Raw genomic sequence first — 22,367 nt, forward strand, 5'->3', positions numbered from 1 at the left:
ACGTGAGTCGCGACTGGCCGGCGTCGAAGTCCGCGATGGCCCGAACCGTGCGATCGCGACTTACGTCGCTCCCACAGACGACATCCGGCGACGCAACCACGCCAGCCATCCTGCCACGATCAGCGCCGGCAACCACACCCAGCGCAGTTCCGACAGCAAGACTTCGATGCCGCGCGCGCTGAAGAACCGGTTGGCGAACGGCGACACTTCGATCATCCGCCACGGCGCGAAATGACGCGCATCCGACCACGGCCAGAACAGTGCTACGCCGAGGCCGCCGTCCGTGAACATGTCCAGCAACGGATGCGAGGCGGCAGACAGGGCGATGAACAGGAACGTCGCGCGTGCAGGCGCCCCGAACCACCGCGTACCGCACGCAGCGATCATGCCGCACAGCGACGCGAACATGAGGGAATGGCTGGCGCCGCGGTGGCCGAGGGCGTGCGCGTAATTGATGCCGAGCTTGAACGCGACCACGTCGGCATCGGGCAGCACGGCCGCCAGCATGCCGGCGGCGATCAGGTGGGGCGGCAGGCGCGCGGTGCCCAGGGCGGCGCCGGCGGCCAGCGGAAGCAGGGCGTGGGTGAAGATGGTGGGCATGGCGCACGACGTGGAAGCGATGGACGGCAGCCTCGTGCGGCTGGGTGAGCCGGTGATGAAGTCCAGGTGTGCGAAAAGAAAAGGCCGGCGATGGCCGGCCTTTTCTTGATGTCACGGGCGGGGTCAGCGTTCCTGCCGGATCGGCCTGAAAGCGGGCGCGGGTCGCTGGCGCGCGGGCGTCGTCGGTGCGGGCGGCGTCAGCGGCTGCGTGACGGGCGCGACGCGGGCGCCCTGGCCCTGCGCGATGGCCGTCGACGAACGCACCAACGGCTGCGAACTGTTCTCGCGCACGGGATCGGCCGCGATCCACTGCTTGATCTGCGGGAAGATCAGGTCGAGGCGGGAGTAGAAGTCGCGGTTCTGCGAGTTGTTGAGGTTGCCCGTGTTCGCGCACGTCGCCCAGCCGCCGTACAGACCACCGCGAAGTCGATACGAGTTGTCGCTGTAGCGGGTGAAGATACCCGAGCCGCTGCTGCCCCCCTCCGTGGTGCCTTCCAGCCAGCCGGCGGCAAACCGTTCCGGATAGGGACTGCCCGTCATCGACTTGCCGAGCGAGACCTTCTTGGCATCGCCGGCGGGGTGGTGGATGGCGACCACGTCCGCGTTCAACGCGACCGGGCTGGCATCCCAGCCGGCGAATGTCGCGCTTGCGGGTGCCGCATTCTTGAGGCGAAGCAGCAGGGCGTCGCTCGCGCTGTCGACGAACAACATGTCCGCGCCGCCCGTCAGGGGATTCTGCTTGACGCCATTGGCGGTGGTGCAGCCCGTGTTCTCGTAACCCCAGTACGTGTTCAAGGTGTTGGCGACGGTCTGGTCCGAAATGCAGTGCGCGGCCGAATAGAAATAGGGGACCTGGGTGGACGCCGTCGTGTCATTGAGCAGCGTGCCGGTACAGATGTAGCTCTTGCCGGCCTCGACGAACACCATGTGCGCCACCGCGTTCTTGGCCTGCACGTACGCGGGACCCAGCTGATCGACGCGACAGACGGCGTTGATGTTGCAGGTGCCCGATTCGCCCACCTTCTCGATGATCTTGAAGTCGTTGCGACTGTTGGTGACCAGGTGCGAGACCTGCGGGGCCTGCAATCGGGCCTGCGTCGCCTTGACGTGCGCGGGACGGTAGATCTCGATGATCTGCGTCTGGCCATCGGTGGCGGGCGTCCAGTACAGGCCATTCCCATCCGCGAGCGACTGCGCTTCGGCCGCGGTGACCTTGGCGATGACGCGTCCCGGCTCGTCCGAGCCTGCGAACCTCAGCTCGGCGTGCGGATGCAGCCCGCCGACCTGCAGGCCGACGCGAAGACCCAGCGCATCCGGTGATGCGACCTGCAGGCGTGCGACCGCACCCCCATTCTTCAGGGGAATCCAGCGCAGTGCGGGCGTCGTGCGCGCGATGCCCTCGGTCGACAGGTCGCGTCCGATGCCGATCTGCGTGGCCTTCACCTGCGCACGGCTGTTCTTGCGCTCCAGCTCGACGAGGCGCTCAAGGCGCATTTCCCGGTAGTCCAGCGATGTCGCACTGCGGGCGGGGAACTGCGCCCACTTCCACGCCGGCGTGGCCTGCACTGGCGTACGGCTGGCTTCGCCGGCGACCTGGTCGATGCCTGCGAAGGCGGTGAGGGGCGAGGCCAGCAACAGGCCGGCCAGCAGGCCGAGCGTCGGGGCGGATTTCATGCGTCGGTCATCCTTGCGATGTCGTTTCCGGAAAAAAGGACGGGCCACGTGCGGCCCGTCCCGGTGGCGAGCTTACGATTTCGCCGGTGCCGCGGGCGACGGTGCGGCGACCGTGGCCGGAGTCTGCCAGCCACAGGTCTGGCCTTCGTTCTGCTGCTTCAACCACTCCTGCAGCGGCGCGAAGTATTCCAGTACCGCGCCCGCATCCATCTTTTCGGTGCCGGTCAGTTCCTTCAGCGTGCCTTGCCACGGCTGGCTGGCGCCTTTCTCCAGCATCGCCCAGAACTTCTGGCCCGCCGCCTTGTTGCCGTAGAAACTGCAGTTGTACAGCGGGCCCTTGTAGCCGGCCGCGTCGCAAAGGCCATTGTAGAACTGGAACTGCAGCACGTGCGAGAGGAAGTAGCGCGTGTAGGGCGTGTTGCCCGGCACGTGGTACTTCGCGCCCGGATCGAAGAAGTCCTCGCCGCGCGCGGTGGCCGGCGCCACGCCCTGGTACTTGGCCTTCAGTTCCCACCATGCCTTGTTGTAGTCGGCCGGCTTGATGCTGCCGTCGAATACGCCCCAGCGCCAGCGGTCGATCATCAGGCCGAAGGGCATGAACGACACCTTGGCCAGCGCCATGCGCATCTGGGCGTTGATCAGCGCTTCGTTGCTCTGCGCGGTCGCATCGACCATGCCGATGGACTTCAGGTAATCCGGCGTCATCGCCAGCACCATCGTGTCGCCGATGGCTTCATGGAAGCCGTCGTGCGCGCCGGTCTGGAACAGCGGCGGCAGCTTGTTGTAGGCCAGGTAGTAGTACACGTGGCCGAGCTCGTGGTAGATGGTGGTGAAGTCTTCCTCGTTCGGCTTGATGCACATCTTGGTGCGCACGTCGCCGGCCATGTTCATGTCCCATGCGCTGGCGTGGCACACCACGTCGCGGTCCATCGGCTTGATGAACTGCGTCTTCGCCCAGTAACTCTCGGGCAGCTTCGGCATGCCGAGGCTGGTGTAGAAGTCCTGCGCGCGCTCGGTCATCTGCCTGGCGACCTGCAGCTGCGCCTCGCGCTCGGCCTTGAACAGCGCATCGGTGCCGGGGCCCGGACCCGCCTTCGCGAGGGCGGCCTGGTAATCGGCTTGGTACTGCTTCTCCAGCGCGCCGGTGATGTCGAGGCTGCCGGCGCCCTTGTAGGGTTCCAGCACGTCCCACAGGTTGCCCCAGTCCTGCTGCCACATGTTGCCCATCAGGTGGGCCGGCAGCAGGCCGTTGACCTGGCCCTTCTCCACGCCGTAGGTCGCCTGCAGCTTGGTGCGGGTGTAGCAGTGCAGCTGCTCGTACAGCGGCTTGACCTGGCCCCACAGGCGATCGGTCTCGGCGGCGATTTCGGCCGGGGTCATGTCGTAGCCGCTACGCCACATTTCGCCGGCGTCGGCAAAGCCCATTTCCTTGGAACCTTCGTTCACCAGTTCGACGAAGCGGGTGTAGTCGCCGCGCATCGGCTGGGCGATGGTGTGCCAGCCCTGCCACGCGTCCAGTTGCTCGTCGTAGTCGCGGCTGCTGCGCAATACGTCTTCCAGCTCGCCCAGCTGGCGACACTTCTTCGCATCGCCTTCGCCGGTGCAGTAGGTGCCTGCGCCGTAAGTGCCTTCCATCTTCGTGGCGATCTGGGTCAGCTCGGCGAGCTTGGCCGGATCCTTGGGCGCGGGCATCGCGGTGGCCAGCTTGAGCAACTGGATGGCGCGCGCCGTCTCGGGCGACATCTGCTGGCCTTCGAACTTCTTCGCCTGCTCGATCCAGCTGTTGAGCTGGGTGAGGTAGCGCTCGTTGCCCTTGGCGGCCAGCAGCTGGCTGTCATCGTTGATATAGGTGCTGGACAGCCACTGCGCGGCGGTCAGCTCCGGATACATCTTCTTGAACTCGTCGTTGACGCGCGCGATGAACTGGTCGGCGGTCTCGCCCTTCGGCGCGGCGGGTGTGGCGGCCTTGTCGCTGGCCGGCTCGTCCTTCTTGCAGGCGGCGAGCGTAGCGATGCTCACGCCGACGGCGAGGGCGAGCAGGAGGTGGCGATGCTTCACGGGGCGTCCTTCGGGGTTCGGCTGGCACGGGAACCCGAAGGGTAGTGAGACGCGCGAAGGGCGGCAAGTGCGGCGTCTGTTCCCCCGCAGGAGCGACGTCAGTCGCGAGCGCGTAGCGTCGGCGTCCAACCGCGGAGGCATCGGGTCCCCAGGGACGGGAAGGCGTACGGTCGCGACTGACGTCGCTCCTACAGAGGGGGCCTCAGCGGTGAGGCAATCCGCGATCTTTCAGGAAGGCGCGGGCGTCATCCGCATCCTGCTCGAACCACGCCCGTGTCGAGCCCAGCCTGTAGGTGTATCCCCACGCATCCATGTCGGCCATCAGGCGCGCGCGCCCCACGCCGGGCAGCGCGTCGGCCAGGATGATCTGCAGGCAGCAGGTGGCGTCCTCTTCGATCACCGAATCGGTGGCGTCGGTATGCACCTGCGCGCGGCGCTCGTCCGGCAGCACGATCAGGTGGCAGGCTTCGTGCAGCATCGAGTGCACGGGCGTATCGCCGCGCACGTAGACGTTGTGGGCAATGACGCCGGCCTCGGGTTCGCCCCAGAAGCTGCCGGGGATCGGTGCGCCATCGTCGACGACATGGAGCGACAGGCCATGGGACGCAAGCAGCGCATCGGCAGCGCCGGGCGGCAGCTCGCGCACCCGCATCACACCGGCGTTCCCATCGATGGCAGCAGTGTCGTCGGACGTCATGCGTAGAGCGGAGCTTGCTCCGCTGCCTTTCGTTCCGGACCTGACAATAGCGAGCGGAGCAGGCTCCACCCGACCACGCCGGTCTCGTCAGGTATTGCCTTCGGGCAACGCGACCGAGATATCCAGCACATCGTGGTCGCCATCCTTGATCAGGTCGACCTTCACCGCATCGACGTCGACGTTGACGTATTTCTTGATCACTTCCAGCAGTTCGCGGCGGAGCAGCGGCAGGTAATCCGGAGCGCCGCGCGAATTGCGTTCCTGCGCGATGATGATCTGCAGGCGGTTCTTCGCGGTCTCGGCGGTGTTCTTCTTCGCCTTGAGGAAATCGAACAGGCCCATGCTCAACCTCCGAACAGCTTGCTGAAGAAACCCTTCTTCTCCAGGGTGATGAAACGCATCGGGCGGTCTTCGCCCAACAGGCGGCCGACGGTGTCGTCATAGGCCTGGCCGGCCGGCGATTCCAGGTCGAGGATGACCGGTTCGCCCTTGTTGGACGCGTTGAGCACGTCGCCGGATTCGGGGATCACGCCCAGGGTCTTGAGACCCAGCACGTCTTCCACGTCCTTGATGCTGAGCATCTCGCCGCCTTCCACCCGCGCCGGGTTATAGCGCGTCAGCAGCAGGTTGGCCTTCAGCGGCTCGCCGTTTTCGGCGCGGCGGGTCTTGGAGTCCAGCAGGCCGAGGATGCGGTCGGAGTCGCGCACCGAGGACACTTCCGGATTCACGACCACGATGGCCTGGTCGGCGAAATACATGGCGAGGAATGCGCCCTTCTCGATGCCGGCGGGCGAGTCGCAGACGACGTAGTCGAAGCCGTCGTCGGACAGGTCCTTCAGCACCTTTTCCACGCCTTCCTTGGTCAGCGCATCCTTGTCGCGCGTCTGCGACGCGGCCAGCACGTACAGCGTCTCGAAGCGCTTGTCCTTGATGAGGGCCTGCTTCAGCGTGGCCTCGCCCTGCGTGACGTTGACGAAGTCGTACACCACGCGGCGCTCGCAGCCCATGATGAGGTCGAGGTTGCGCAGGCCGACGTCGAAGTCGATGACCGCGACCTTTTTGCCGCGGCGCGCGAGCCCGCACGCGATGCTGGCGCTGGTGGTGGTCTTGCCGACGCCGCCCTTGCCGGACGTGACTACGATGATTTCAGCCAACGGTGTTCTCCTTGGTCGTTCTTATGTTCGGTTTGCGCCGCGCTCAGTCCTGCGCGGCGATCTTGAGTTGGTCCTGGTCCAGCCAGATCTGCACGGCCTTGCCGCGCAGTTCCTTGGGTACTTCCTCCATCACCTTGTAGTGGCCGGCGACGGCGACCAGTTCGGCATGGAATTCACGGCAGAAGATGCGGGCGTCGGCATTGCCGCGCGCCCCGGCGAGCGCACGACCGCGCAACGCGCCATAGATGTGGATGGAACCGTCGGAAATGACCTCCGCGCCGGCGCCCACCGTGCTGAGGACGGTCAGGTCGCGGTTCTCGGCATACAGCTGCTGGCCCGAACGCACGGGCGTCTTCTGCACCAGGCCGGGTTTGCTTTCCGCGGCCTTGGCGGGCGCGGGCGCCTTCTCCGGGACGGGCTCGGGCGCAGGGCGCGCGGGCGTCGTCGGCGCCTGCGTGCCTCCCACGGGCTCGTATTGCGCACGGAACTTGGCGAGGAGGGGGAGGCCGAGGTGTTCGGCGAGCGTCTCGGTCTCGCGGGTGCCGTAGGCGAGCGCCACCGGCAGCACGCCGGCGCCGCGCAGGCCGTCGATCAGGGCCCGCGCGGTGTCGACGTCCGGCAGCCGGGTCAGGCCTCCGAAATCGACGATCACCGCCGCACGCCCGAACAGCTTGGGCGCGCGTTCGACGCGTTCGCGCATCTCGCGGATCAACTGGTCGACGTCGAGGGTGCGGATGCGGAGGTTGGCGATGCCGACCTGGCCGATCTTCAGTTCGCCGGCCTGTTCGTAATCCATGGGGGCTCGCGTCACGCTCATGTGCCCGTCGGCCTCTGCGCGCTGGCGTCGGCCACCAGGCGGGTCCGCGCCCAGGGCACGTCGGGCAGGGCGTCGCCATAGGTTTCGCGCACCCACGGGTAGCTGCAGAGTTCCTTCATCAGCATGCTCGCGCGCACCTCGGCTTCGGCCATGACGTTCTGGCCCACTTCGCGGAAGCCGAAGCTGCCGTGGAAGAGCAGGGCGGGGTCCGCGCCATGGTCGAGGAAGACTTCGCAGGCCAGCTGCGGGTAGCGCAGCTCCGCGAAACTCTGCACGTCGGCATAGAACGCGCGTCCGACGCCGCCGCCGCGACGGCGGCTGGCCACGACGATGCGGTCGATGTAGAAGAACCGGGGGTAGCGCTCGCCGAACCAGGCGAAGTTGCTGCTGTCGTGGTCGGCGGCGGAGCCGAAGCCGACGAGGAAACCGGCGAGGTTGCCGTCGCGCTCGGCGACGCGGAAGTATTCGGCCGTCTCGTAGAAGCGCCGGACCTTGGCCGCATCCAGCGGCAGGATCGCCAGTCCGGCATTGTTGTTGAGGGCTAGGACGGAATCCAGCTCGTGCTCGCGCACGTCGCGGATGACAATCGACATTACCTGACTCCGAACGGGTCTTGCAGGGCGGCACGAGGCCAAGGCCGGATTATCGCATGGTGCCGCCGCGACCGGCGAGGCGCGGGTGAGCCGCGGATGAACCCGGCCGACCTTCCTTCCAACGTCGGCATGACTTTAGTTGGGACATGGGCGTGGACGATTCCGCCTAAGATGCCCGGATGTTGGGAAGACTCAGCCATACCCGCCTGCTGCGCGCCGCCGGGCTCTACACGTGGGCCCTGGTGGGGATTCCCATCATCCTGAATGTGTGGGTGTTGCCGCCGTCCAGCGGCACGGACGGGCAGGGAGTGAACCTCCCGCTGACCGCCCTGTGCTACTTCACGTTCGGCGCCATCTATTGGGTGGCCACCCGTGCACTGGATGGGCAGCGCGACGCGGTGCCGGTCGCTTGGAACGTGCCGCTTGCGATGGTGCTGACGGCGACCGCGATCGGCGTGGGGTTCTATACCCAGACCGGCTTGGGCGCGGTGCTGCTGCTGATCATGGCGGGGGTGCTGCCTTGGCTGCTGGAGCTGCGTTTCGCGGTCGCATGGCTGCTGGCCGCGCATGTCCTGCTGGTGCCGTCGTTCATGGCGCGCGACGACTTCAATTTCTGGGAGGCGTTGTTCCAGTCCATGTTCTACGTGGGGTTTTCGGCCTTCGTGCTGATCACCACTTACGTGGCGCGCCAGCAGGCGCAGGCACGCGAGGACCAGCGCCGGCTCAATGCCGAACTGCGGGCCACCCGCGTGCTGCTCGCCGAGAGTGCCCGCGTCAACGAACGCACCCGCATCTCCCGGGAACTCCACGATCTGCTGGGCCATCACCTGACCGCGCTCAGCCTGAACCTGGAAGTCGCCGGCCACATGACCGAGGGGCGCGCGCAGGAGCACGTGAAGCAGGCGCATACCCTGGCGCGGCTGTTGCTGACGGACGTCCGCGAAGCCGTCAGCCAGCTGCGCGACAGCGGGGCGATCGACCTCGGGGCGGCGCTGGTGCCGCTGGCCGAAAAGGTGCCCTCCCTCGACATCCGCATGGATATCGAAGAGCCGCTGACCCTGGAGGATCCGCACCGCGCCCACGTGCTGCTGCGGTGTACCCAGGAAATCATCACCAACGCCGTCCGCCACGCCGGCGCCCAGCACCTGTGGCTGCACTGCCGGCGCGAGGGTGCCAACATCCTGATCGATGCCCGCGACGACGGCGCCGGCAGTCCCCGGGTGGTGGCGGGCAATGGCCTGACCGGCATGCGCGAGCGCTTGGCCCAGTACGGCGGCGTGTTGCGCATCGAAACCCAGCCGGGCAGGGGTTTCTGCCTGCACATCGCCTTGCCCGCCAGCGAGGCGGCCCCGGCGCTCGACGCCCCTTCCGCTTCCCCACCCGAACCCATACCCGAGCTCAGCTCCGGAGGAACCCCGTGATCCGTGTCTGTCTGGTCGACGATCAAACCCTGGTGCGCCAGGGCATCCGCTCCCTGCTGGCGCTGGACGACGGCATCGAGGTCGTGGCCGAGGCGGCGGATGGCAAGCAGGCCATCGAGGTCGTTCCGCAGGCCAAGCCCGACGTGGTGCTGATGGACATGCGCATGCCGGTCATGTCGGGCCTGGAAGCCCTGCAGGCGCTGGCGCGCACGGGCCAGCTGCCGCCCACCATCATCCTGACCACGTTCGACGATGACCAGCTTGTCCTCGCCGGGCTGAAGGCAGGCGCCAAGGGATACCTGCTGAAGGATGTCTCGCTCGAGCAGCTGGTCGGCGCCATCCGCACCGTGGCCGATGGCGGCTCGCTGGTGCAACCGGCGGTCACCCAGCGCCTGCTGTCGGGGCTGGAACACATGCGCAACGAGTTCGTCAGCCTGGATCGGCCCGATCCGCTGACGGATCGCGAGACCGAGATCCTGCGGCTGATGGCCAGCGGCTTCTCCAACAAGGAGATAGCCAACTCGCTGGGCGTGGCCGAGGGCACCATCAAGAACCACGTGTCCAACATCCTCTCCAAACTGGGCGTACGCGACCGGACGCGGGCCGTGCTGAAGGCTTTCGAACTGCAGCTCGTCTGAGCCCCGGCCAGGCCCTGCGAACATCACGTCGGCTCCGCGGGAAGAGAAGGGTCCGGCCGACCGGTCCTGCCAGCGATTGAACGGCCGGAACGCCCGTCGCTGCAGCGCAACAGCGCTTCGCGTGAGGGGACGACATGCGCCCGCGTACGTGCCCGGAGCGGGGCGGCCAACCGGTGTCAGATGGGCTGCGCGAAGCCCTGCAACCCTGCTAGGATGCGCGGTGCATTTTTTTCACGGCCGAGGCACCGGCCCCCGGAGACTCCTGAATGACCCGTTTGATCGAGTTCGTGATTGCGTTGGCGCTGGTTCTGGCGCTGTTTCTGGTGATCGGCCTGATCCTGCCTTCCAAGCGCCAGCTGGAGGAAAGCGTCGAGACCAACCGTCGCATGACCATCGTGTTCGACACGCTGAACAACGTGCGCCGACTGAAGGACTGGAACCCGCTGATCCCGAGCGCGGCCAACGAACTGAGCTACTCCGGCGGCGACAACAACACGGGCGTGGGCGCCAAGGTGGAATTCAACTCCGCCGATGCCGCCTGGGGCCAGGGCAGCTGGGAAATAGTCGAGAGCGAGCGTCCGGCGCCGACCGGTGGTCCCGGCAAGATCGCGTATTCGATTGTCGACAAGCGCATGGGCGACGACAAGCGCAGCGTCTTCACGCTGACGCCGAGCGGCAAGAACAACCGCAACGTGAAGGTCACCCAAAGCTATGAGGTCACCTACGGCTTCAACCTGCTCGGCCGCTATGCGGGCATGTACGTCAGCCGCCACGTCGGCGACGCCGTCAAGGCCGGCCTGGGCAAGCTGACCAACATGCTGGCCACCGTGCCGAACTTCGACTACCGCACCGAAGGCAGCCCGCTGACCGACCTGAAGATCGTCGACGTGCCCGCCGAGGACCTGCTGGTCGTCAACGCCGGCAACATCGACCGCACCAACGACGCCATCAAGGCCTCGATCAAGCAGAACCAGGAGTGGATCAAGCGCGTGATGGACGCCAACGGCCTGGTCGCCGCCGGTCCGCTGCGCATCATCACCACCGATTTCGGCACCGAAAAGTACGCCTTCGACATCGCGCAGCCGGTCCGCAAGGGCAGCGCCGCGCCGAAGCCGGATGCCGCCGAGAACGCCGGCCCGATTGCGCCGCCGGTGTCCGCCGCGCCGGTCGCTTCGACGGGTGAGCTGAAGGTCACCATTCCGTCCGGTGCCCCGGTCGAATACGTCCGCACCGAAGCCCGCAAGTCGGCCTTCGCCAGCTACACCGGTTACATGGCGGAGCTGGACAACCAGCGCAACGCACTGCGTGCCTGGGCGGTCACCTCGGGTCACGAAGTCGTCGACCGTCCGTACGAGGCATGGAAGTCGGGTGTCGACGGCTCGTTCGAGGCCACCGGCAAGTTCGACATCTACTGGGCCGTCAAGCAGTAAATCTTCCCGGACGACCGTCCCGGATGATCGGTTCCACGCCAACGCGCCGCTTCATGCGGCGCGTTGCGTTTGTGGGGCCGGCGTTCCGCGACTGGCCGTCCTCCGCTGGCAGGATGCCCATCCGACTCCGGGACCCGTGAGCCGATGAACTACGATCGCCGCCAACGCAAACCTTCGTTCCTGGCCCTGTGCGGAGGGCTGCTCGCGGCGATGGCCGTGGGCTTGTCGGCCTATGCGTCGCACGGGATGGCCGCTGCGCAGGCGCAGTCCCACGCGCAGACCGCCGCACTGTTCGCGTTCGGCCACGGCCTTGCCCTTGCGGCGCTGGGCCCCAGCACGACACGGCGCATGGGCAAGGCGGCGCTCTGCCTGCTGTTGCTGGGCACACTGCTGTTCGCGGGCAGCTTGGCCGCAGGCGCACTCGGTGGCGTGTCCACGCGTCTGGCGCCGGCGGGGGGCATTGCCCTGATGCTCGGCTGGGTGATCTGGGCAGTCGACGCCGTCCGTCGCTGACGCCATGCCCCGGCACGCGCGCGGTTTCGATACGGAACAGGCCTGGGACCATCTGGCCCGGCGCGACCGGCGGCTGGGCACCTGGATGAAGCGCATCGGGTACATCGCGCCGCAGCCGACGTGGAAGACCTCGTTCGATCCGGTGGATGCGCTCGCGCGCGCCATCCTGTACCAGCAGCTCAGCGGCAAGGCCGCCGCCACGATCGTGGGTCGGGTCGAGGCGGCCATCGGCAGCACACGCCTGCACCACGACACCTTGGGCAGCATCGACGACGCCGCGCTGCGCGCCTGCGGCGTGTCCGGCAACAAGACGCTGGCGCTGCGCGACCTGGCCTTGCGCGAACAGCGCGGCGAGATCCCCACGTTGCGGCAGATGTCGACGATGCACGAGGACGAGATCGTCGCGGCATTGGTGCCCGTGCGCGGCATCGGGCGGTGGACCGTGGAGATGATGCTGATGTTCCGCCTGGGTCGCCCCGATGTATTGCCGATCGACGACCTGGGCGTGCGCAAGGGCGCGCAGTTCGTCGACAGGCTGGATGCCATGCCGACGCCCAAGGAACTGTCGGCGCGGGGCGAGAAGTGGGGGCCCTATCGGACCTACGCCGCGCAGTACCTGTGGCGCATCGCGGATTTCGGTAGCGACACCAAGGTGCCGACGAAACGTTCGCAGGACTGATGCCGCCTCACGGCCCGGACAGATAGCGGTCCCAGAGCAGATTGCGGAACCGGTTGCCCGGATCGACCTGGTGCTTGATCTCGGCGAAGCGGTCCGCCTGCGGATACGCCCGCGCGAACTGACGGAGGGTGGCGTGCAGGCGGTAGGGCAGGTAATAGCGGCCGCCATGGTCCAGCGCGGCGTCGATCAGCGCCCGCGTCCAGCCGATGGCGCGCGCGTCCTGCCACGAGCGCTGCTTGTGGTACAGCACGAAACAGAACATGTCGCGGTCCGCCCAGCGCATCAGCGAGGTGGCATCCGTCGCCGCGTGGCGGATCGAGATGTTGAGGACCTCCGCGTCCGCGCCCCTGAGGATGGCACGCATGCGCGCAACGAACGCGTGGAATGCCTGCACAGGGACGAAATACTCCTGCAGCAGGTAGGTGGAGACGCGACGCGTGCGCGGTTCGATCGAGGCGACATCCAGGCTGGCCTCGCAGTTGCGCATGATCACCCGAGGTTCGCTCTGCAGGCGGCGCGTCATGAAGCGTTCGCGCAGCGCATCCCCGCCGGGCAGTTCGGTGGCCGACCAGATCAGGTTCTGCTCGCGACTGTAGTCCAACCCTTCGGGCACCAGGCGGCGCGTGTCGGTCAATGGCAGATCGCTGCGCGACCAGGTGATGGCCAACGGTGCGTCGAAGCCGGGAGGCACCAGATCGGCGTTGTGCATGACGACATCGTCCTGGCCCAGCACGTTCGCCCGGAACCAGTCCGGATAGTCGTCCAGCGGCACTGCGGCGACGCTGCGTGCGATGCGGGTGTTGCGCGCCAGGTCCAACTCCACTTCGGTGATCACGCCGAGGCCGCCGTAGCCTCCCAGCACGGCGGAGAACAGGTCGGGCTCGCGTTCGCGGGACAGTTCGCGCGTGCGTCCCTCCGCGGTGACGAGTTGCAGCGCACGCACCGTGGTGGCGATGGCGCTTTCGCCGATGTAGCGCCCATGGCAGTTCACCGAGACCGAGCCGCCCACGCTGAAATTGCTGTAGCTCTGCATGACTTTCACGGACAGGTCGTGCGGGTCGAGCAGCGCCTGCAGGCGGCGCCAGCGCATGCCGGCCTGCACGCGCGCGACGCGCGCTTCCGGGTCCAGCGCCAGCAGGCGATCCATGCCGGCCAGGTCGACCTGCAGCGCATCGGGTTCGCGTGTCTGGCCGCCCATGCTGAAGCGCGCGCCGGCGATGCAGACCGTGCCGCGCCAAGCACGCAAGGCCGCCGCGACGCCGGCGGTGGTCGTCGGCCGCACCACGCCGGCGATGCGCGTGGTGTCCAGCGCAGCTATATCGCTGGCCGACTCCGCGGATTCGGTCGGTCCGCCGCAGCCGGGCAGGCAGCCGACCGTACCCGCAGCCAGTGCACAGCCCAACGCGTCGCGGCGACGCATGCCGCTCAGCACACCGGCCGGTGACACCAATGCCACGGCTCGTACACGATGCCGTGCGGATTGTCGCGCGGGTAACTCATGCCGAAGCCGAAATCGCCCGCATGCCGGGTGAGCCAGGCGAAGGCCGCGGTCCGTTCGAAGGACGACTCGGCCGGGGGTTCGCCGGGCGTGCCGATGTCGAGTGCGTGGCCACTGTGGTGTTCGCTGTAGCCGGGCGCGGCATTGACGGTGAGGATCTGCTCGACGGTCAGTCCGCGCGCCCGCTTCCGGTCGAAGATGCCGAGTTGGTAGTCGTGGCTGCGGTAACCGGAGATCGCGTCCAGCATCAGGCCGTCACGGTAGGCGGCGCGCTGCATGGCCAGCCAGGCGCGCGCCGTGGCTGCCGACAGCCAAAGGGGGCGGCGATAACGGTCGCGCCCGGCGAACACCAGCGCGGCCGGTTCGGGGACCAGCGGCAGGCCGCTGCGCTCGCCGTAGGAATCGTCCAGCCCCACGTCGTGCAGCCGTTGCTGCAACGCATGCAGGGGCAGCGAGCCTTGCGCGTCCGCATCGATGCCGCGCGTAGCCTGCTCGAGCCGGTCGAGGGCATCCCACGCCTCGTCGAGGCCGGGCTCGCGGAACAAGCGCGGAACGAGCGGGCGCACTGCCCGCGTCGATACGGCCGCCAGGTAGCGGCCATCCCGCTTCCGGCGGAATACGGTATGCGCGCCGGCGAGCGAGCGCGCGTCGGCGTTGCTACGCACGTGCAGCACATCCGCAGGCCACAGTTCGATCTGCGCCGTATTGAGCAGCAGCGTTTTCAGGGGGCGCGTGGGGCGTCGCATGGCCGCAGCTTAGCGACGCGGCGAAGGCGCCGCCAGTTCGCGCAACGTCGCCAGCAGGTCGCCGGGGCGTGCGGGGCTCACGAGCACCAGACCCCCATCGCGCAAGGGCAGGGTGAGTACGCGCGTGCGATCGGTCACCAGGCAGAACGCCTTGCCGAGGTTGCGCAGGCGGAAGTGGCCGGCCTTGAACCCCGGCAGACTGAAGCCGTTGGTCTTCAGCATCGGGGCCAGATCCGTGTGTTCCTCCAGGCTCAGCACGCGCGCCCTCTCCAGGTCGATGGATTCGACCGGTAGCGTCTTCGTGTAGAACGTGGCTTCCACCCGCAGCGTGCGGTGGTCGAGCACGATCCGCCTGCGACGCATCGCAAGCGCGAGCATGGCGCCTACCGCCAGCACGAACGGCACCGTCAGCCATGCGACAAGCGGCGGCGCAGGGGATTCCAGCAGCAGGGCGGCGACGGTCAGGCCAAGGGCGCCCAGCATCGGCAGCCACAGCCACAGGGCGACGTGGCCGGGCAGGGGAGCGATCTCGTAGTGTTGCTTCTGTTGCATGTCATCACCGGGTCAAGGAGCGACGGACTGGCAGGCGGTCCGGGCGGCGACAGCCTTGAGCAGGCCGTTCACTTCTCCGGCGAGCCGCTGTTGCTGGGCGTCGCGCGGAATGCGGGCGATACGATCGCCGGGCTGGAAGCCGTAGTCGCCGAACTGCGAATGATTGGCGCCGGGGATGTCGACCCATCGCGTGTGCGCAGGCAGCATGTGGCGGTTGCGGGCCACGCGGTCGGGCGTCGCCAGGCCGTCGCGGTCGCCGACCACTTTGACGGCGGGCATGGTCAACATGGACAGGTCGACGTCGCGCGGATGCGACGTCGCGACCAGCAGCAGGGCCGCCGTGCCCAGAGGGTCGGCGAGTGCGTGGCGGGATGCCACTTCCCCGCCGCGCGAGTGACCGCCCACGATCCAGCAACGCACGCCCGGCAATGCGGCCATCGCGGCCTGGCCGCGCGCGAGCACCGGCGAGCCCTCCGCGCCGCCGAACGCGCCGCGTCGCGGAAGCTCGACGATCACCGCCGGGTAACCGGCCTCCGCGGTGCGATGGGCGAGCCTGGCATACGCGCGCGGGTCCACCAGTGCGCCCGCATAGAACAGCAGCCCCGTGGCGTGCGGCGACGGCTGCCGTGGCATGAACACCCAGCGCCCCTCACGGTGGTCGACCGCGACGCGTGCATCCCCGCGTGCCGCGCGACGGCCTTCCGCATTGGCGTAGTAGGCGACCAGGCACCACGTGGTGAAGACTACGGTCGCGATGAGCCCCAACGTGACCCAGATGCGCTTGATGCGTCTCGCGAGGCCGGCCACCGGGCGGGCCTCAGGCCGGCTTCTTGAAGAACAGGCGGACCGAGATTTCGTGCTCGATGAAGAGCGTGCTGACCAGTTCCCAGCCCTGCACGCTCATCTTGTCCAGTTCCTGCTGCATGCGGTCGGTAAGCTTGCCGGCGAACATCTTGAACGGAACTTCGACGACCTTGTGGCTCCAGCGATGGTTCATGGCGCGTCCTTCTTGTTTGTCGGGGCGTCGCCCTTCGGCAGGCGCCCGGCCTTGCGCAGTGCGTCGCGCAATACGTATTCGATCTGGGCGTTGAGCGATCGCAGTTCATCGTCAGCCCAGCGCTGTGCCGCCGCCAGGACCTCGGCATTGATGCGCAGCGGGTAGGCTTTCTTGTCCTGCTTCTCGCTCACGGTTGCTTCCTGTTGCGGCGCAGCTGCAGCACCATCGACACGATCAGCGCGTTCACCAGCACCACCATCGCGATCACGATGCCCTGCGCCAGCCTGTCGTCCCCACCGGCCCAGTAGATGCCGACGGCGCCGGCCTGGATGGCCAGCCCCACCAGCACCCAGTGCAGCGCCATGCCGCGCGACCGGTCGTCGGCGGCCCGGCTCATCCATGCGCCGATGAGCAGTGCGGGCAGGCCGGAAACGGCGAGCACCAGCGGAACGAAGGCGTGCATGCCGGCGCGCCCGCGTCAGTAGATCGAGCCGGTGTTGACGATGGGCTGGGTGCCACGCTCGCCGCACAGCACCACCAGCAGGTTGCTGACCATCTGCGCCTTGCGCTCTTCGTCCAGTTTGACGACATCGTTCTTCTGCAGTTCCGCCAAGGCCATTTCCACCATGCCCACGGCACCGGCGACGATGCGCGTGCGCGCGGCGATCACGGCATTGGCCTGCTGGCGCTGCAGCATGGCCTGCGCGATTTCGGGGGCATACGCCAGGTGGCTGATGCGCGCTTCGATCACGTCCACGCCCGCCTTGCCGAGGCGCTCGGCGATCTGCTCCTGCAGATGCTGCGATATCTCCTGCGGATGGCTGCGCAGTGCGATCTGGCCTTCCTCGTGCTGGTCGTACGGGTAGCTGGAGGCCATCGCACGCAGGGCCGATTCGGACTGGATGTGCACGAAGCTTTCGTAATCGTCCACATTGAACACGGCCTCGGCCGAGTCGACGACCTGCCACACGATCACCGCCGCGATCTCGATCGGGCTGCCGTCCAGCTCGTTGACCTTCAGCCGGCTGCTCTCGAAGTTGCGGATACGCAGCGAGATCTTGCGCTTGCTGAAGAAGGGGTTGTTCCAGCGCAGGCCGTTGTCCTTCACCGTGCCCACGTACTTGCCGAACAGGCTGAGCACGGCCGACTGGTTGGGTTCCAGCTTGTAGAGGCCTGCCATCAGGAAGATGACCACGGCACCCAGCAGCGCGGCGGCGACCAGGTGACTGGGCTGCTTCAGCGCCGCCCCCTGGATGAAGACGGCGGCGGCACCGAGACCCAGCACCAGCAGGCCGAGCAGGGTCGGGATTCCGGGCAGCGACGACTTGGCGTTCTCTCTCATGGTCTCGTTCTCAAGGAAGGGTCACAGCAATGACAGGCCGCTGCCGAGCGCGAGCAGGGCAACGGAGGCAAGCAGCAGGGCGGGGACGATCCGGTGCGCCTGCTGCGGCCAGCGGCGCCGGAGCTGCTGGATCACGTGGAGCATGGCGTTTCCCCTGAGTAGCCTGCGACGATTAAAAGATATCAATTTGATATCAGATGTCAACAGGTCGACGGCGCCGTCTGTCGGCCGCCCCGCTAAACTGGCGGCCCCTGTCGCGGACGCACACGCATGACCACCCTAGGAACGCCGCTGTCTCCCCATGCCACCCGTGTCCTGCTGCTGGGTTCTGGCGAACTGGGCAAGGAGGTGGCCCTCGAGTTGCAGCGGCTGGGCGTGGAAGTAATCGCGGCCGACCGTTACGCGGATGCGCCGGCGATGCAGGTCGCGCACCGCGCGCACGTGCTCGACATGCTCGATCCGGCCGCGATCCGCGCGCTGGTCGCACGGGAGCAGCCGCACCTGGTGGTGCCGGAAATCGAGGCGATCCATACCGAAACGCTGGTGGCGCTGGAAGCCGAGGGCGCCGCCCGTGTCATTCCGACGGCACGCGCGGCACGGCTGACGATGGACCGCGAAGGCATCCGCCGGCTCGCCGCCGAAACCCTGGGCCTGCCGACATCGCCCTACCGCTTCGTCGATACGCAGGACGAATACTGCCAGGCCGTGCGCGAGATCGGCCTGCCGTGCGTGGTGAAGCCGGTGATGTCTTCCTCAGGAAAGGGCCAGAGCACGCTGCGCAGCGAAGCCGACATCGACGCTGCGTGGGACTACGCGCAAACCGGCGGACGCGCGGGCGCGGGCCGCTGCATTGTCGAAGGCTTCATCGACTTCGAGTACGAAATCACCCTGCTGACCGTGCGCCATGCAGGCGGTACCTCGTACTGCGAACCGATCGGCCACTGGCAGAAGGATGGCGACTACCGCGAGAGCTGGCAGCCACAGCCGATGTCGCCACGTGCGCTGGAGCGCGCGCAGCAGATCGCCAAGGCGGTGACCGACGATCTCGGGGGCTGGGGTCTGTTCGGCGTGGAGCTTTTCGTGAAAGGTGACGAGGTGTGGTTCAGCGAAGTCTCGCCGCGCCCGCACGACACCGGCCTGGTGACGCTGGTGTCGCAGGAACTGTCCGAATTCGCGCTGCACGCGCGCGCCATCCTCGGCCTGCCGATCCCGGTGATCCGCCAGAGCGGCCCGTCCGCATCGTGCGCGATGCTGGCGCACGGCCACGGCGTGCCGGTATTCGGCAACGTGGAGGACGCACTGGCCGTGCCCGACACCGCCCTGCGCCTGTTCGGCAAACCGCGCGTGGAAGGCCATCGCCGTGTCGGCGTGACGCTCGCGCGTGGCGACGACACGGACACCGCGCGCGCGGTCGCGCGCGATGCCGCCGCTGCCATCACCATTGACCTGGCCTGAGGAAAACACCTTGAACGGAAACACCGGCTACGCCGTCTTCTTCTTCCCTCAGGCGCTGGAAGCCCTGGGCGAGGCCATCAAGCCTTATCTCACCGCCCATGCGGAGGGTCCGCATCTGTTCTGCAAGGAGATCGATACCGGCGGCGCCTTCACCGAGATGACGCTGGTCGGCAAGGATGCCGAAGGCCACGAGATGCAGGTGGAGCTGATGGTGCCCGGCAGCATGATCCGGATGATCGTCTCCGCACAGAACGAATCATTGTTCGGTTTCGGCCCGCGCGCCGCGGCCGTGGTGCCGCCATCCGCGCCTACAGCGTAAGGTCCACCCACACCAGGTGATGGTCGCTGCCATCAGCGATGGCAGCGCCGGGCTGGCCCGGCTTCGGCCAGAACACGCCACTGCCCACCACGCCGAAGCCCGTGGACGGCAGCACATAGTCCAGTCGCAAGGCGCCGTTGCGGCGTCCGAAATCCCCGGTCACGTGCGCCGGTGCGCCGCGGCGCTGCAGGCCCTTGGCGGCGTAGGCGAGTGCGGTCTGTTCGCCGCCTTCGCTGCGTGGCGTGGCCATGCGCATCACGCGCGGGTGTTCGAGCAGTTCGATGATCGCGTCGTGCTGGCCGTCGCCGTCCGCAGGATCGTTGTTGAGATCGCCCGCGATGACGAAACGCGCATCGGATGCCAGGCCGCCGCAGCGGCCCTGGTCGTCGCAGAGCCAATGCGCATCGTGCTGCGTGAGGTATTCGCGCCACAACCGGATTTCATCGGCGTTGCGCATGCCATTCCGGTTCTCCGGTCCGTCGAACACCGGCGGCGTGGGATGGGAGACCAGGAAATGCACCACGCCACCCGGGGTGGATACCGGCACATCCCAGTGCGATTTGGACGACAGGCGAAGTTGCTTCCAGATGGCATCCGAATAGAACGGCGCGCGCGTGGCAGGGTCGACGGGACTGGCCGCACCCGGCAGCGTGCTCCAGCGCAGCAGCTGGAAGGTGCGCACCTGCGTGGCATCGATCGGGAAACGCGACAGCACCAGCATGCCGTACTGGCCGGGGTGCAGGCCGTAACCCCACGCATCGTTGCCGCGTTCGCGGCCCTGCGTGCCGACCGCATCGTTGCGGTCCAGGTCCAGCCCGCTGGGAACGCCGGTATTCACCGGCGCGAGATAGCGATACGGATACTGCAGCGGTTCACCGCCCCCTGGCTGGGCGATCTCTAGATAGCGCTGCTGGAACAGGTCCGCGGCACGATGCGCATCGTCGTAGTCGAATTCGTTCAGCAGTACCAGGTCCGGCCGTACGTGCTGCAGGACGGCGGCGATCTTGCGCGCATGCGCGCTGTCGCCCTCCAGTTGCCGGATCACGCCACCGGCATCGTCCGAAAACAGCGACGTGTTGTAGGTCGCCACGCGCAGTGGCACCGCCTGCCGGCTGGCGGGTTCGGCCGGCTTGGTGGGGGAATGGCACGCGGCAAGCGTCATCGTGAGCAGCAGTAGGAGAGTGCGCATCCGGAGATTCTGTCATGCCGGCATGACAGGCGTAAAAAAAGCGCCCCGGAAACCGGGGCGCCACGGGTCGGCGAGGAGGTCGGCCCGCCGCAGCGTCAGAATGAGCAGCCCATCGCCGCGTAGGCGGTCTTGGCCTGGTCCATCGCGGTCTTGCACTGGGCAGCCAGCGCCGTCTTGTCGGTGACGGCGGACCAGCCGGCCTTCGACTGCTCGATGCCCTGCTTCATCATCTCGCGCTGCGCTTCCGGCACCTTGTCGCTGATGCAGGCGTAGACCTTTTCGAGGTACTGGTCGCATTCGGCGACGCCGGTGCCGGCGTCGACCGTGTCGGCCGGCGTCGCGGTTGCGGTTGCATCGGTGGATGCGTCGGCGACGGCCGGCGCTTCGACGGCGGGCGCGTCGGCGACCGGAGTGGCTTCGTCGGCCGGTTTGCAGGCCGAGAGGGCCAGCGTGGTCAATGCCGCAAGGGCGAGCAGGTTGAACTTCATGAAAGCTCCGATCGTGAGAGTGGATGTGCGAGGTCCGGCGCCGATCCGCATGCGCGTCGGCGGGCACATTGTGATTACCCGGTCACGAAGTTGCTATTCACATTTACCTGCAACGTGTCATCGCGTGCGATCGTGCGTCGACTCACAGATCCGCACGCACCCAGTGGCGTCCATCGAAGCGCTCGAGCGGTGCAAAGCGTCGTTTGTAGTCCATCTTCCGATGGCCATCGATCCAGTAGCCAAGATAGAGGTGCGCGTACCCGTCGCGTCGCGCCCATTCGATCTGACGCAGGATCGCCAGGGTTCCCAGGCTGCGGGCTTCCAGTGCCGGATCGTAGAAGGTGTAGACGGCGGAGAGTGCGCCCGGAATGACGTCGGTGACCGCGACCGCCAGCAGGTGGCCATCCTCGCGCAGCTCCACGAAGCGCCCACGCGACCAGCTGCCCACCAGGAACTGGTCGAACTCCGTGGCGCCATGGTCGTCCATGCCGCCGAGCGGGTGGCGCGCGGCGAGGTAGCGCTGATAGAGCGCGAGGTGTTCGGCGTCGCGCAGGGCGGCGACGATCCGTGTTTCCACGCGGGCATTGCGCGATGCGCAGCGGCGCTGGCTGCGATCGGGCCGGAAGTCGGCGACCGGGATGCGGACGGCGACACAGGCGCGGCATTGCCGGCAATGCGGGCGATACACGATGTCGCCGGAACGGCGGAAGCCCCAACCCAGCGCATCGGGATACAACTGCGGCAGGCGGGGGTCGCGCGGGTCAAGGACCAGGTCGCGGGCGACGCGCTCGGGCCAGTAGCCGCACGGATGTTCGCCGGTATGGAACAGGCGCAGGTCACCGATCGATTGCGTGTTCTCGCCCATGTCAGCCCGTCCAGCGTGATGCCAGCGGCCAGAACGCCAGGCCTGCCGCTGCGCCGGTGACGGCGCCTGCGACCAGGTCGCGGCGCGTATGCCGCTCAAGTGCAAGCCGCGACCACGCCACGGCCGCGGCGAACGACAGCGCGACGAACATCCAGGCGGTGCCCAGTTCACGCAGCAGGCACGCAGCGAACACGATGAAGGCCAGATGCAGCGACAGCTTGCACCAGCGTGCCGTCAGCATCGCGGTGAGGATCATCGCAGCGGACAGCGCCAGGCCCAGCGCCAGCAACGGCTGCCCGCCACGCCACGCGACCAGCCAGGCGCCTGCGGTCAGGGCGACCAGGAGGAAGCGATTCAGCGCCCTACGTTCATGCGTCGCACTGGCGTCCACGTGACTCCAGCGGCCACGCCGCACCTGCCACCACGAATAACCCATCACAAGCGCGGCGAACGTGGCGAACGCCATCCCCGATGCCACGGCGGTGCGTGCGTCGCCCCTTGCCAGCACGATCAGCAGCACCGCCACCGGCAGCACCAGCATGGGGTGGCCGAAGATCGACAGCGCGCGGGCGAAGGGCAGGGACATGCGGCCAGCATACTGCGCACATCGCGTCGCGTGGATCGCGACCATCCGCTGCCTGA

Annotated in this window: 28 protein-coding genes; 7 read left to right on the forward strand and 21 right to left on the reverse strand. The window is 67.5% G+C overall.

Annotated features, from left to right (window positions below; genetic code table 11):
• Window positions 1–60: 60 nt before the first annotated feature.
• From Q0907_RS03285 to Q0907_RS03320, 8 genes are all read right to left on the reverse strand, one after another.
• On the reverse strand, window positions 61–600 hold the full coding sequence (locus tag Q0907_RS03285; protein ID WP_299341456.1) for a metal-dependent hydrolase: 540 nt from the start codon (window positions 598–600) through the stop codon (window positions 61–63).
• Window positions 601–723: 123 nt separating this feature from the next.
• Entirely contained in the window at window positions 724–2,274 is a 1,551-nt protein-coding gene (locus tag Q0907_RS03290) for a trypsin-like peptidase domain-containing protein (RefSeq protein ID WP_299341458.1), read from the reverse strand.
• Between the two features lie 72 nt (window positions 2,275–2,346).
• Window positions 2,347–4,332: a M2 family metallopeptidase gene (locus Q0907_RS03295; RefSeq protein ID WP_299341460.1), complete on the reverse strand. Its 1,986-nt coding sequence runs from the start codon at window positions 4,330–4,332 to the stop codon at window positions 2,347–2,349.
• 202 nt (window positions 4,333–4,534) lie between these two features.
• Window positions 4,535–4,984: a hypothetical protein gene (locus tag Q0907_RS03300; RefSeq protein ID WP_299342608.1), complete on the reverse strand. Its 450-nt coding sequence runs from the start codon at window positions 4,982–4,984 to the stop codon at window positions 4,535–4,537.
• 132 nt (window positions 4,985–5,116) lie between these two features.
• Window positions 5,117–5,371, reverse strand: coding sequence for a cell division topological specificity factor MinE (minE, locus tag Q0907_RS03305; RefSeq protein ID WP_296280889.1), 255 nt, complete (start codon window positions 5,369–5,371; stop codon window positions 5,117–5,119).
• Between the two features lie 2 nt (window positions 5,372–5,373).
• Window positions 5,374–6,183, reverse strand: coding sequence for a septum site-determining protein MinD (gene minD / locus Q0907_RS03310; RefSeq protein ID WP_296280891.1), 810 nt, complete (start codon window positions 6,181–6,183; stop codon window positions 5,374–5,376).
• A gap of 43 nt (window positions 6,184–6,226) precedes the next feature.
• Window positions 6,227–7,000: a septum site-determining protein MinC gene (gene minC / locus Q0907_RS03315; protein ID WP_296280893.1), complete on the reverse strand. Its 774-nt coding sequence runs from the start codon at window positions 6,998–7,000 to the stop codon at window positions 6,227–6,229.
• Window positions 6,997–7,593, reverse strand: coding sequence for a GNAT family N-acetyltransferase (locus Q0907_RS03320; protein ID WP_299341464.1), 597 nt, complete (start codon window positions 7,591–7,593; stop codon window positions 6,997–6,999). The genes minC and Q0907_RS03320 overlap by 4 nt, the downstream gene beginning before the upstream one ends.
• A gap of 179 nt (window positions 7,594–7,772) precedes the next feature.
• Here Q0907_RS03320 and Q0907_RS03325 point away from each other — a divergent pair, with 179 nt between their 5' ends.
• The 5 genes from Q0907_RS03325 to Q0907_RS03345 all read left to right on the forward strand — a co-directional run bounded on the left by Q0907_RS03325 (window position 7,773) and on the right by Q0907_RS03345 (window position 12,274).
• The gene (locus tag Q0907_RS03325) at window positions 7,773–9,014 is read left to right on the forward strand and encodes a sensor histidine kinase (RefSeq protein WP_296280896.1); all 1,242 of its coding nucleotides are present in this window, start codon (window positions 7,773–7,775) and stop codon (window positions 9,012–9,014) included.
• The gene (locus tag Q0907_RS03330; protein ID WP_296280898.1) at window positions 9,011–9,652 is read left to right on the forward strand and encodes a response regulator transcription factor; all 642 of its coding nucleotides are present in this window, start codon (window positions 9,011–9,013) and stop codon (window positions 9,650–9,652) included. The genes Q0907_RS03325 and Q0907_RS03330 overlap by 4 nt, the downstream gene beginning before the upstream one ends.
• A gap of 266 nt (window positions 9,653–9,918) precedes the next feature.
• Complete coding sequence (locus tag Q0907_RS03335; protein WP_299341468.1) at window positions 9,919–11,082, forward strand: polyketide cyclase; 1,164 nt, start codon at window positions 9,919–9,921, stop codon at window positions 11,080–11,082.
• Window positions 11,083–11,226: 144 nt separating this feature from the next.
• Window positions 11,227–11,595 (forward strand): DUF423 domain-containing protein, encoded by a 369-nt coding sequence (locus tag Q0907_RS03340; RefSeq protein ID WP_296280902.1) that lies wholly within the window; start codon window positions 11,227–11,229, stop codon window positions 11,593–11,595.
• A gap of 4 nt (window positions 11,596–11,599) precedes the next feature.
• Window positions 11,600–12,274, forward strand: coding sequence for a DNA-3-methyladenine glycosylase (locus tag Q0907_RS03345; protein WP_299341471.1), 675 nt, complete (start codon window positions 11,600–11,602; stop codon window positions 12,272–12,274).
• Between the two features lie 7 nt (window positions 12,275–12,281).
• On the opposite strand, the gene Q0907_RS03350 is transcribed toward Q0907_RS03345, so the two are convergent.
• The 9 genes from Q0907_RS03350 to Q0907_RS03390 are packed head-to-tail and all read right to left on the reverse strand — an operon-like array spanning window position 12,282 to window position 17,553.
• Complete coding sequence (locus tag Q0907_RS03350; RefSeq protein WP_299341473.1) at window positions 12,282–13,694, reverse strand: FAD-binding oxidoreductase; 1,413 nt, start codon at window positions 13,692–13,694, stop codon at window positions 12,282–12,284.
• Between the two features lie 5 nt (window positions 13,695–13,699).
• Window positions 13,700–14,518, reverse strand: a complete 819-nt coding sequence (locus tag Q0907_RS03355) for a M15 family metallopeptidase (RefSeq protein WP_299341475.1) — start codon at window positions 14,516–14,518, stop codon at window positions 13,700–13,702.
• Window positions 14,519–14,527: 9 nt separating this feature from the next.
• Window positions 14,528–15,070, reverse strand: a complete 543-nt coding sequence (locus tag Q0907_RS03360) for a PH domain-containing protein (protein WP_299341478.1) — start codon at window positions 15,068–15,070, stop codon at window positions 14,528–14,530.
• Between the two features lie 12 nt (window positions 15,071–15,082).
• Entirely contained in the window at window positions 15,083–15,877 is a 795-nt protein-coding gene (locus tag Q0907_RS03365) for an alpha/beta hydrolase (protein WP_299341481.1), read from the reverse strand.
• 10 nt (window positions 15,878–15,887) lie between these two features.
• Entirely contained in the window at window positions 15,888–16,067 is a 180-nt protein-coding gene (locus Q0907_RS03370) for a DUF4177 domain-containing protein (protein ID WP_296280912.1), read from the reverse strand.
• Window positions 16,064–16,258 (reverse strand): Arc family DNA binding domain-containing protein, encoded by a 195-nt coding sequence (locus Q0907_RS03375; RefSeq protein WP_299341484.1) that lies wholly within the window; start codon window positions 16,256–16,258, stop codon window positions 16,064–16,066. The genes Q0907_RS03370 and Q0907_RS03375 overlap by 4 nt, the downstream gene beginning before the upstream one ends.
• Window positions 16,255–16,530 carry a hypothetical protein gene (locus Q0907_RS03380; protein ID WP_299341487.1) on the reverse strand — a complete coding sequence of 92 codons (276 nt, stop codon included), beginning with the start codon at window positions 16,528–16,530 and terminating at the stop codon, window positions 16,255–16,257. Before Q0907_RS03380 ends, Q0907_RS03375 begins: the two co-directional genes overlap by 4 nt.
• A gap of 15 nt (window positions 16,531–16,545) precedes the next feature.
• Window positions 16,546–17,409: an SPFH domain-containing protein gene (locus Q0907_RS03385; RefSeq protein ID WP_296280917.1), complete on the reverse strand. Its 864-nt coding sequence runs from the start codon at window positions 17,407–17,409 to the stop codon at window positions 16,546–16,548.
• A 21-nt stretch (window positions 17,410–17,430) separates the two neighbouring features.
• Window positions 17,431–17,553, reverse strand: a complete 123-nt coding sequence (locus Q0907_RS03390) for a hypothetical protein (RefSeq protein ID WP_299341491.1) — start codon at window positions 17,551–17,553, stop codon at window positions 17,431–17,433.
• Window positions 17,554–17,679: 126 nt separating this feature from the next.
• On the opposite strand from Q0907_RS03390, the gene purT reads away from it, so the two are divergent.
• Window positions 17,680–18,864 carry a formate-dependent phosphoribosylglycinamide formyltransferase gene (gene purT / locus Q0907_RS03395; protein ID WP_299341494.1) on the forward strand — a complete coding sequence of 395 codons (1,185 nt, stop codon included), beginning with the start codon at window positions 17,680–17,682 and terminating at the stop codon, window positions 18,862–18,864.
• Window positions 18,865–18,874: 10 nt separating this feature from the next.
• On the forward strand, window positions 18,875–19,183 hold the full coding sequence (locus Q0907_RS03400) for a hypothetical protein (protein ID WP_296280921.1): 309 nt from the start codon (window positions 18,875–18,877) through the stop codon (window positions 19,181–19,183).
• Here Q0907_RS03400 and Q0907_RS03405 read toward each other — a convergent pair.
• The 4 genes from Q0907_RS03405 to Q0907_RS03420 all read right to left on the reverse strand — a co-directional run bounded on the left by Q0907_RS03405 (window position 19,173) and on the right by Q0907_RS03420 (window position 22,311).
• Window positions 19,173–20,372 (reverse strand): endonuclease/exonuclease/phosphatase family protein, encoded by a 1,200-nt coding sequence (locus Q0907_RS03405; RefSeq protein WP_299341497.1) that lies wholly within the window; start codon window positions 20,370–20,372, stop codon window positions 19,173–19,175. The two genes, Q0907_RS03400 and Q0907_RS03405, sit on opposite strands and share 11 nt — an antisense overlap.
• A 95-nt stretch (window positions 20,373–20,467) precedes the next feature.
• Window positions 20,468–20,860 carry a hypothetical protein gene (locus tag Q0907_RS03410; RefSeq protein WP_299341499.1) on the reverse strand — a complete coding sequence of 131 codons (393 nt, stop codon included), beginning with the start codon at window positions 20,858–20,860 and terminating at the stop codon, window positions 20,468–20,470.
• A gap of 142 nt (window positions 20,861–21,002) precedes the next feature.
• Window positions 21,003–21,725, reverse strand: a complete 723-nt coding sequence (locus tag Q0907_RS03415; protein ID WP_299341502.1) for an arginyltransferase — start codon at window positions 21,723–21,725, stop codon at window positions 21,003–21,005.
• A gap of 1 nt (window position 21,726) precedes the next feature.
• Complete coding sequence (locus Q0907_RS03420) at window positions 21,727–22,311, reverse strand: hypothetical protein (RefSeq protein ID WP_299341505.1); 585 nt, start codon at window positions 22,309–22,311, stop codon at window positions 21,727–21,729.
• Window positions 22,312–22,367 lie beyond the last annotated feature (56 nt).

This window comes from uncultured Pseudoxanthomonas sp. (assembly GCF_947498795.1).
Classification (GTDB): Bacteria; Pseudomonadota; Gammaproteobacteria; order Xanthomonadales; family Xanthomonadaceae; genus Pseudoxanthomonas_A.

Bases quoted from the DNA above. Each gene is read 5' to 3' on its own strand.
- Q0907_RS03285 (WP_299341456.1), bottom strand. From the start codon at position 600: ATGCCCACCATCTTCACCCACGCCCTGCTTCCGCTGGCCGCCGGCGCC.
- Q0907_RS03290 (WP_299341458.1), bottom strand. From the start codon at position 2,274: ATGAAATCCGCCCCGACGCTCGGCCTGCTGGCCGGCCTGTTGCTGGCC.
- Q0907_RS03300 (WP_299342608.1), bottom strand. From the start codon at position 4,984: ATGCGGGTGCGCGAGCTGCCGCCCGGCGCTGCCGATGCGCTGCTTGCG.
- minE (WP_296280889.1), bottom strand. From the start codon at position 5,371: ATGGGCCTGTTCGATTTCCTCAAGGCGAAGAAGAACACCGCCGAGACC.
- minC (WP_296280893.1), bottom strand. From the start codon at position 7,000: ATGAGCGTGACGCGAGCCCCCATGGATTACGAACAGGCCGGCGAACTG.
- Q0907_RS03320 (WP_299341464.1), bottom strand. From the start codon at position 7,593: ATGTCGATTGTCATCCGCGACGTGCGCGAGCACGAGCTGGATTCCGTC.
- Q0907_RS03325 (WP_296280896.1), top strand. From the start codon at position 7,773: ATGTTGGGAAGACTCAGCCATACCCGCCTGCTGCGCGCCGCCGGGCTC.
- Q0907_RS03335 (WP_299341468.1), top strand. From the start codon at position 9,919: ATGACCCGTTTGATCGAGTTCGTGATTGCGTTGGCGCTGGTTCTGGCG.
- Q0907_RS03340 (WP_296280902.1), top strand. From the start codon at position 11,227: ATGAACTACGATCGCCGCCAACGCAAACCTTCGTTCCTGGCCCTGTGC.
- Q0907_RS03345 (WP_299341471.1), top strand. From the start codon at position 11,600: ATGCCCCGGCACGCGCGCGGTTTCGATACGGAACAGGCCTGGGACCAT.
- Q0907_RS03350 (WP_299341473.1), bottom strand. From the start codon at position 13,694: ATGCGTCGCCGCGACGCGTTGGGCTGTGCACTGGCTGCGGGTACGGTC.
- Q0907_RS03355 (WP_299341475.1), bottom strand. From the start codon at position 14,518: ATGCGACGCCCCACGCGCCCCCTGAAAACGCTGCTGCTCAATACGGCG.
- Q0907_RS03360 (WP_299341478.1), bottom strand. From the start codon at position 15,070: ATGCAACAGAAGCAACACTACGAGATCGCTCCCCTGCCCGGCCACGTC.
- Q0907_RS03370 (WP_296280912.1), bottom strand. From the start codon at position 16,067: ATGAACCATCGCTGGAGCCACAAGGTCGTCGAAGTTCCGTTCAAGATG.
- Q0907_RS03380 (WP_299341487.1), bottom strand. From the start codon at position 16,530: ATGCACGCCTTCGTTCCGCTGGTGCTCGCCGTTTCCGGCCTGCCCGCA.
- Q0907_RS03385 (WP_296280917.1), bottom strand. From the start codon at position 17,409: ATGAGAGAGAACGCCAAGTCGTCGCTGCCCGGAATCCCGACCCTGCTC.
- Q0907_RS03390 (WP_299341491.1), bottom strand. From the start codon at position 17,553: ATGCTCCACGTGATCCAGCAGCTCCGGCGCCGCTGGCCGCAGCAGGCG.
- purT (WP_299341494.1), top strand. From the start codon at position 17,680: ATGACCACCCTAGGAACGCCGCTGTCTCCCCATGCCACCCGTGTCCTG.
- Q0907_RS03405 (WP_299341497.1), bottom strand. From the start codon at position 20,372: ATGCGCACTCTCCTACTGCTGCTCACGATGACGCTTGCCGCGTGCCAT.
- Q0907_RS03410 (WP_299341499.1), bottom strand. From the start codon at position 20,860: ATGAAGTTCAACCTGCTCGCCCTTGCGGCATTGACCACGCTGGCCCTC.
- Q0907_RS03415 (WP_299341502.1), bottom strand. From the start codon at position 21,725: ATGGGCGAGAACACGCAATCGATCGGTGACCTGCGCCTGTTCCATACC.
- Q0907_RS03420 (WP_299341505.1), bottom strand. From the start codon at position 22,311: ATGTCCCTGCCCTTCGCCCGCGCGCTGTCGATCTTCGGCCACCCCATG.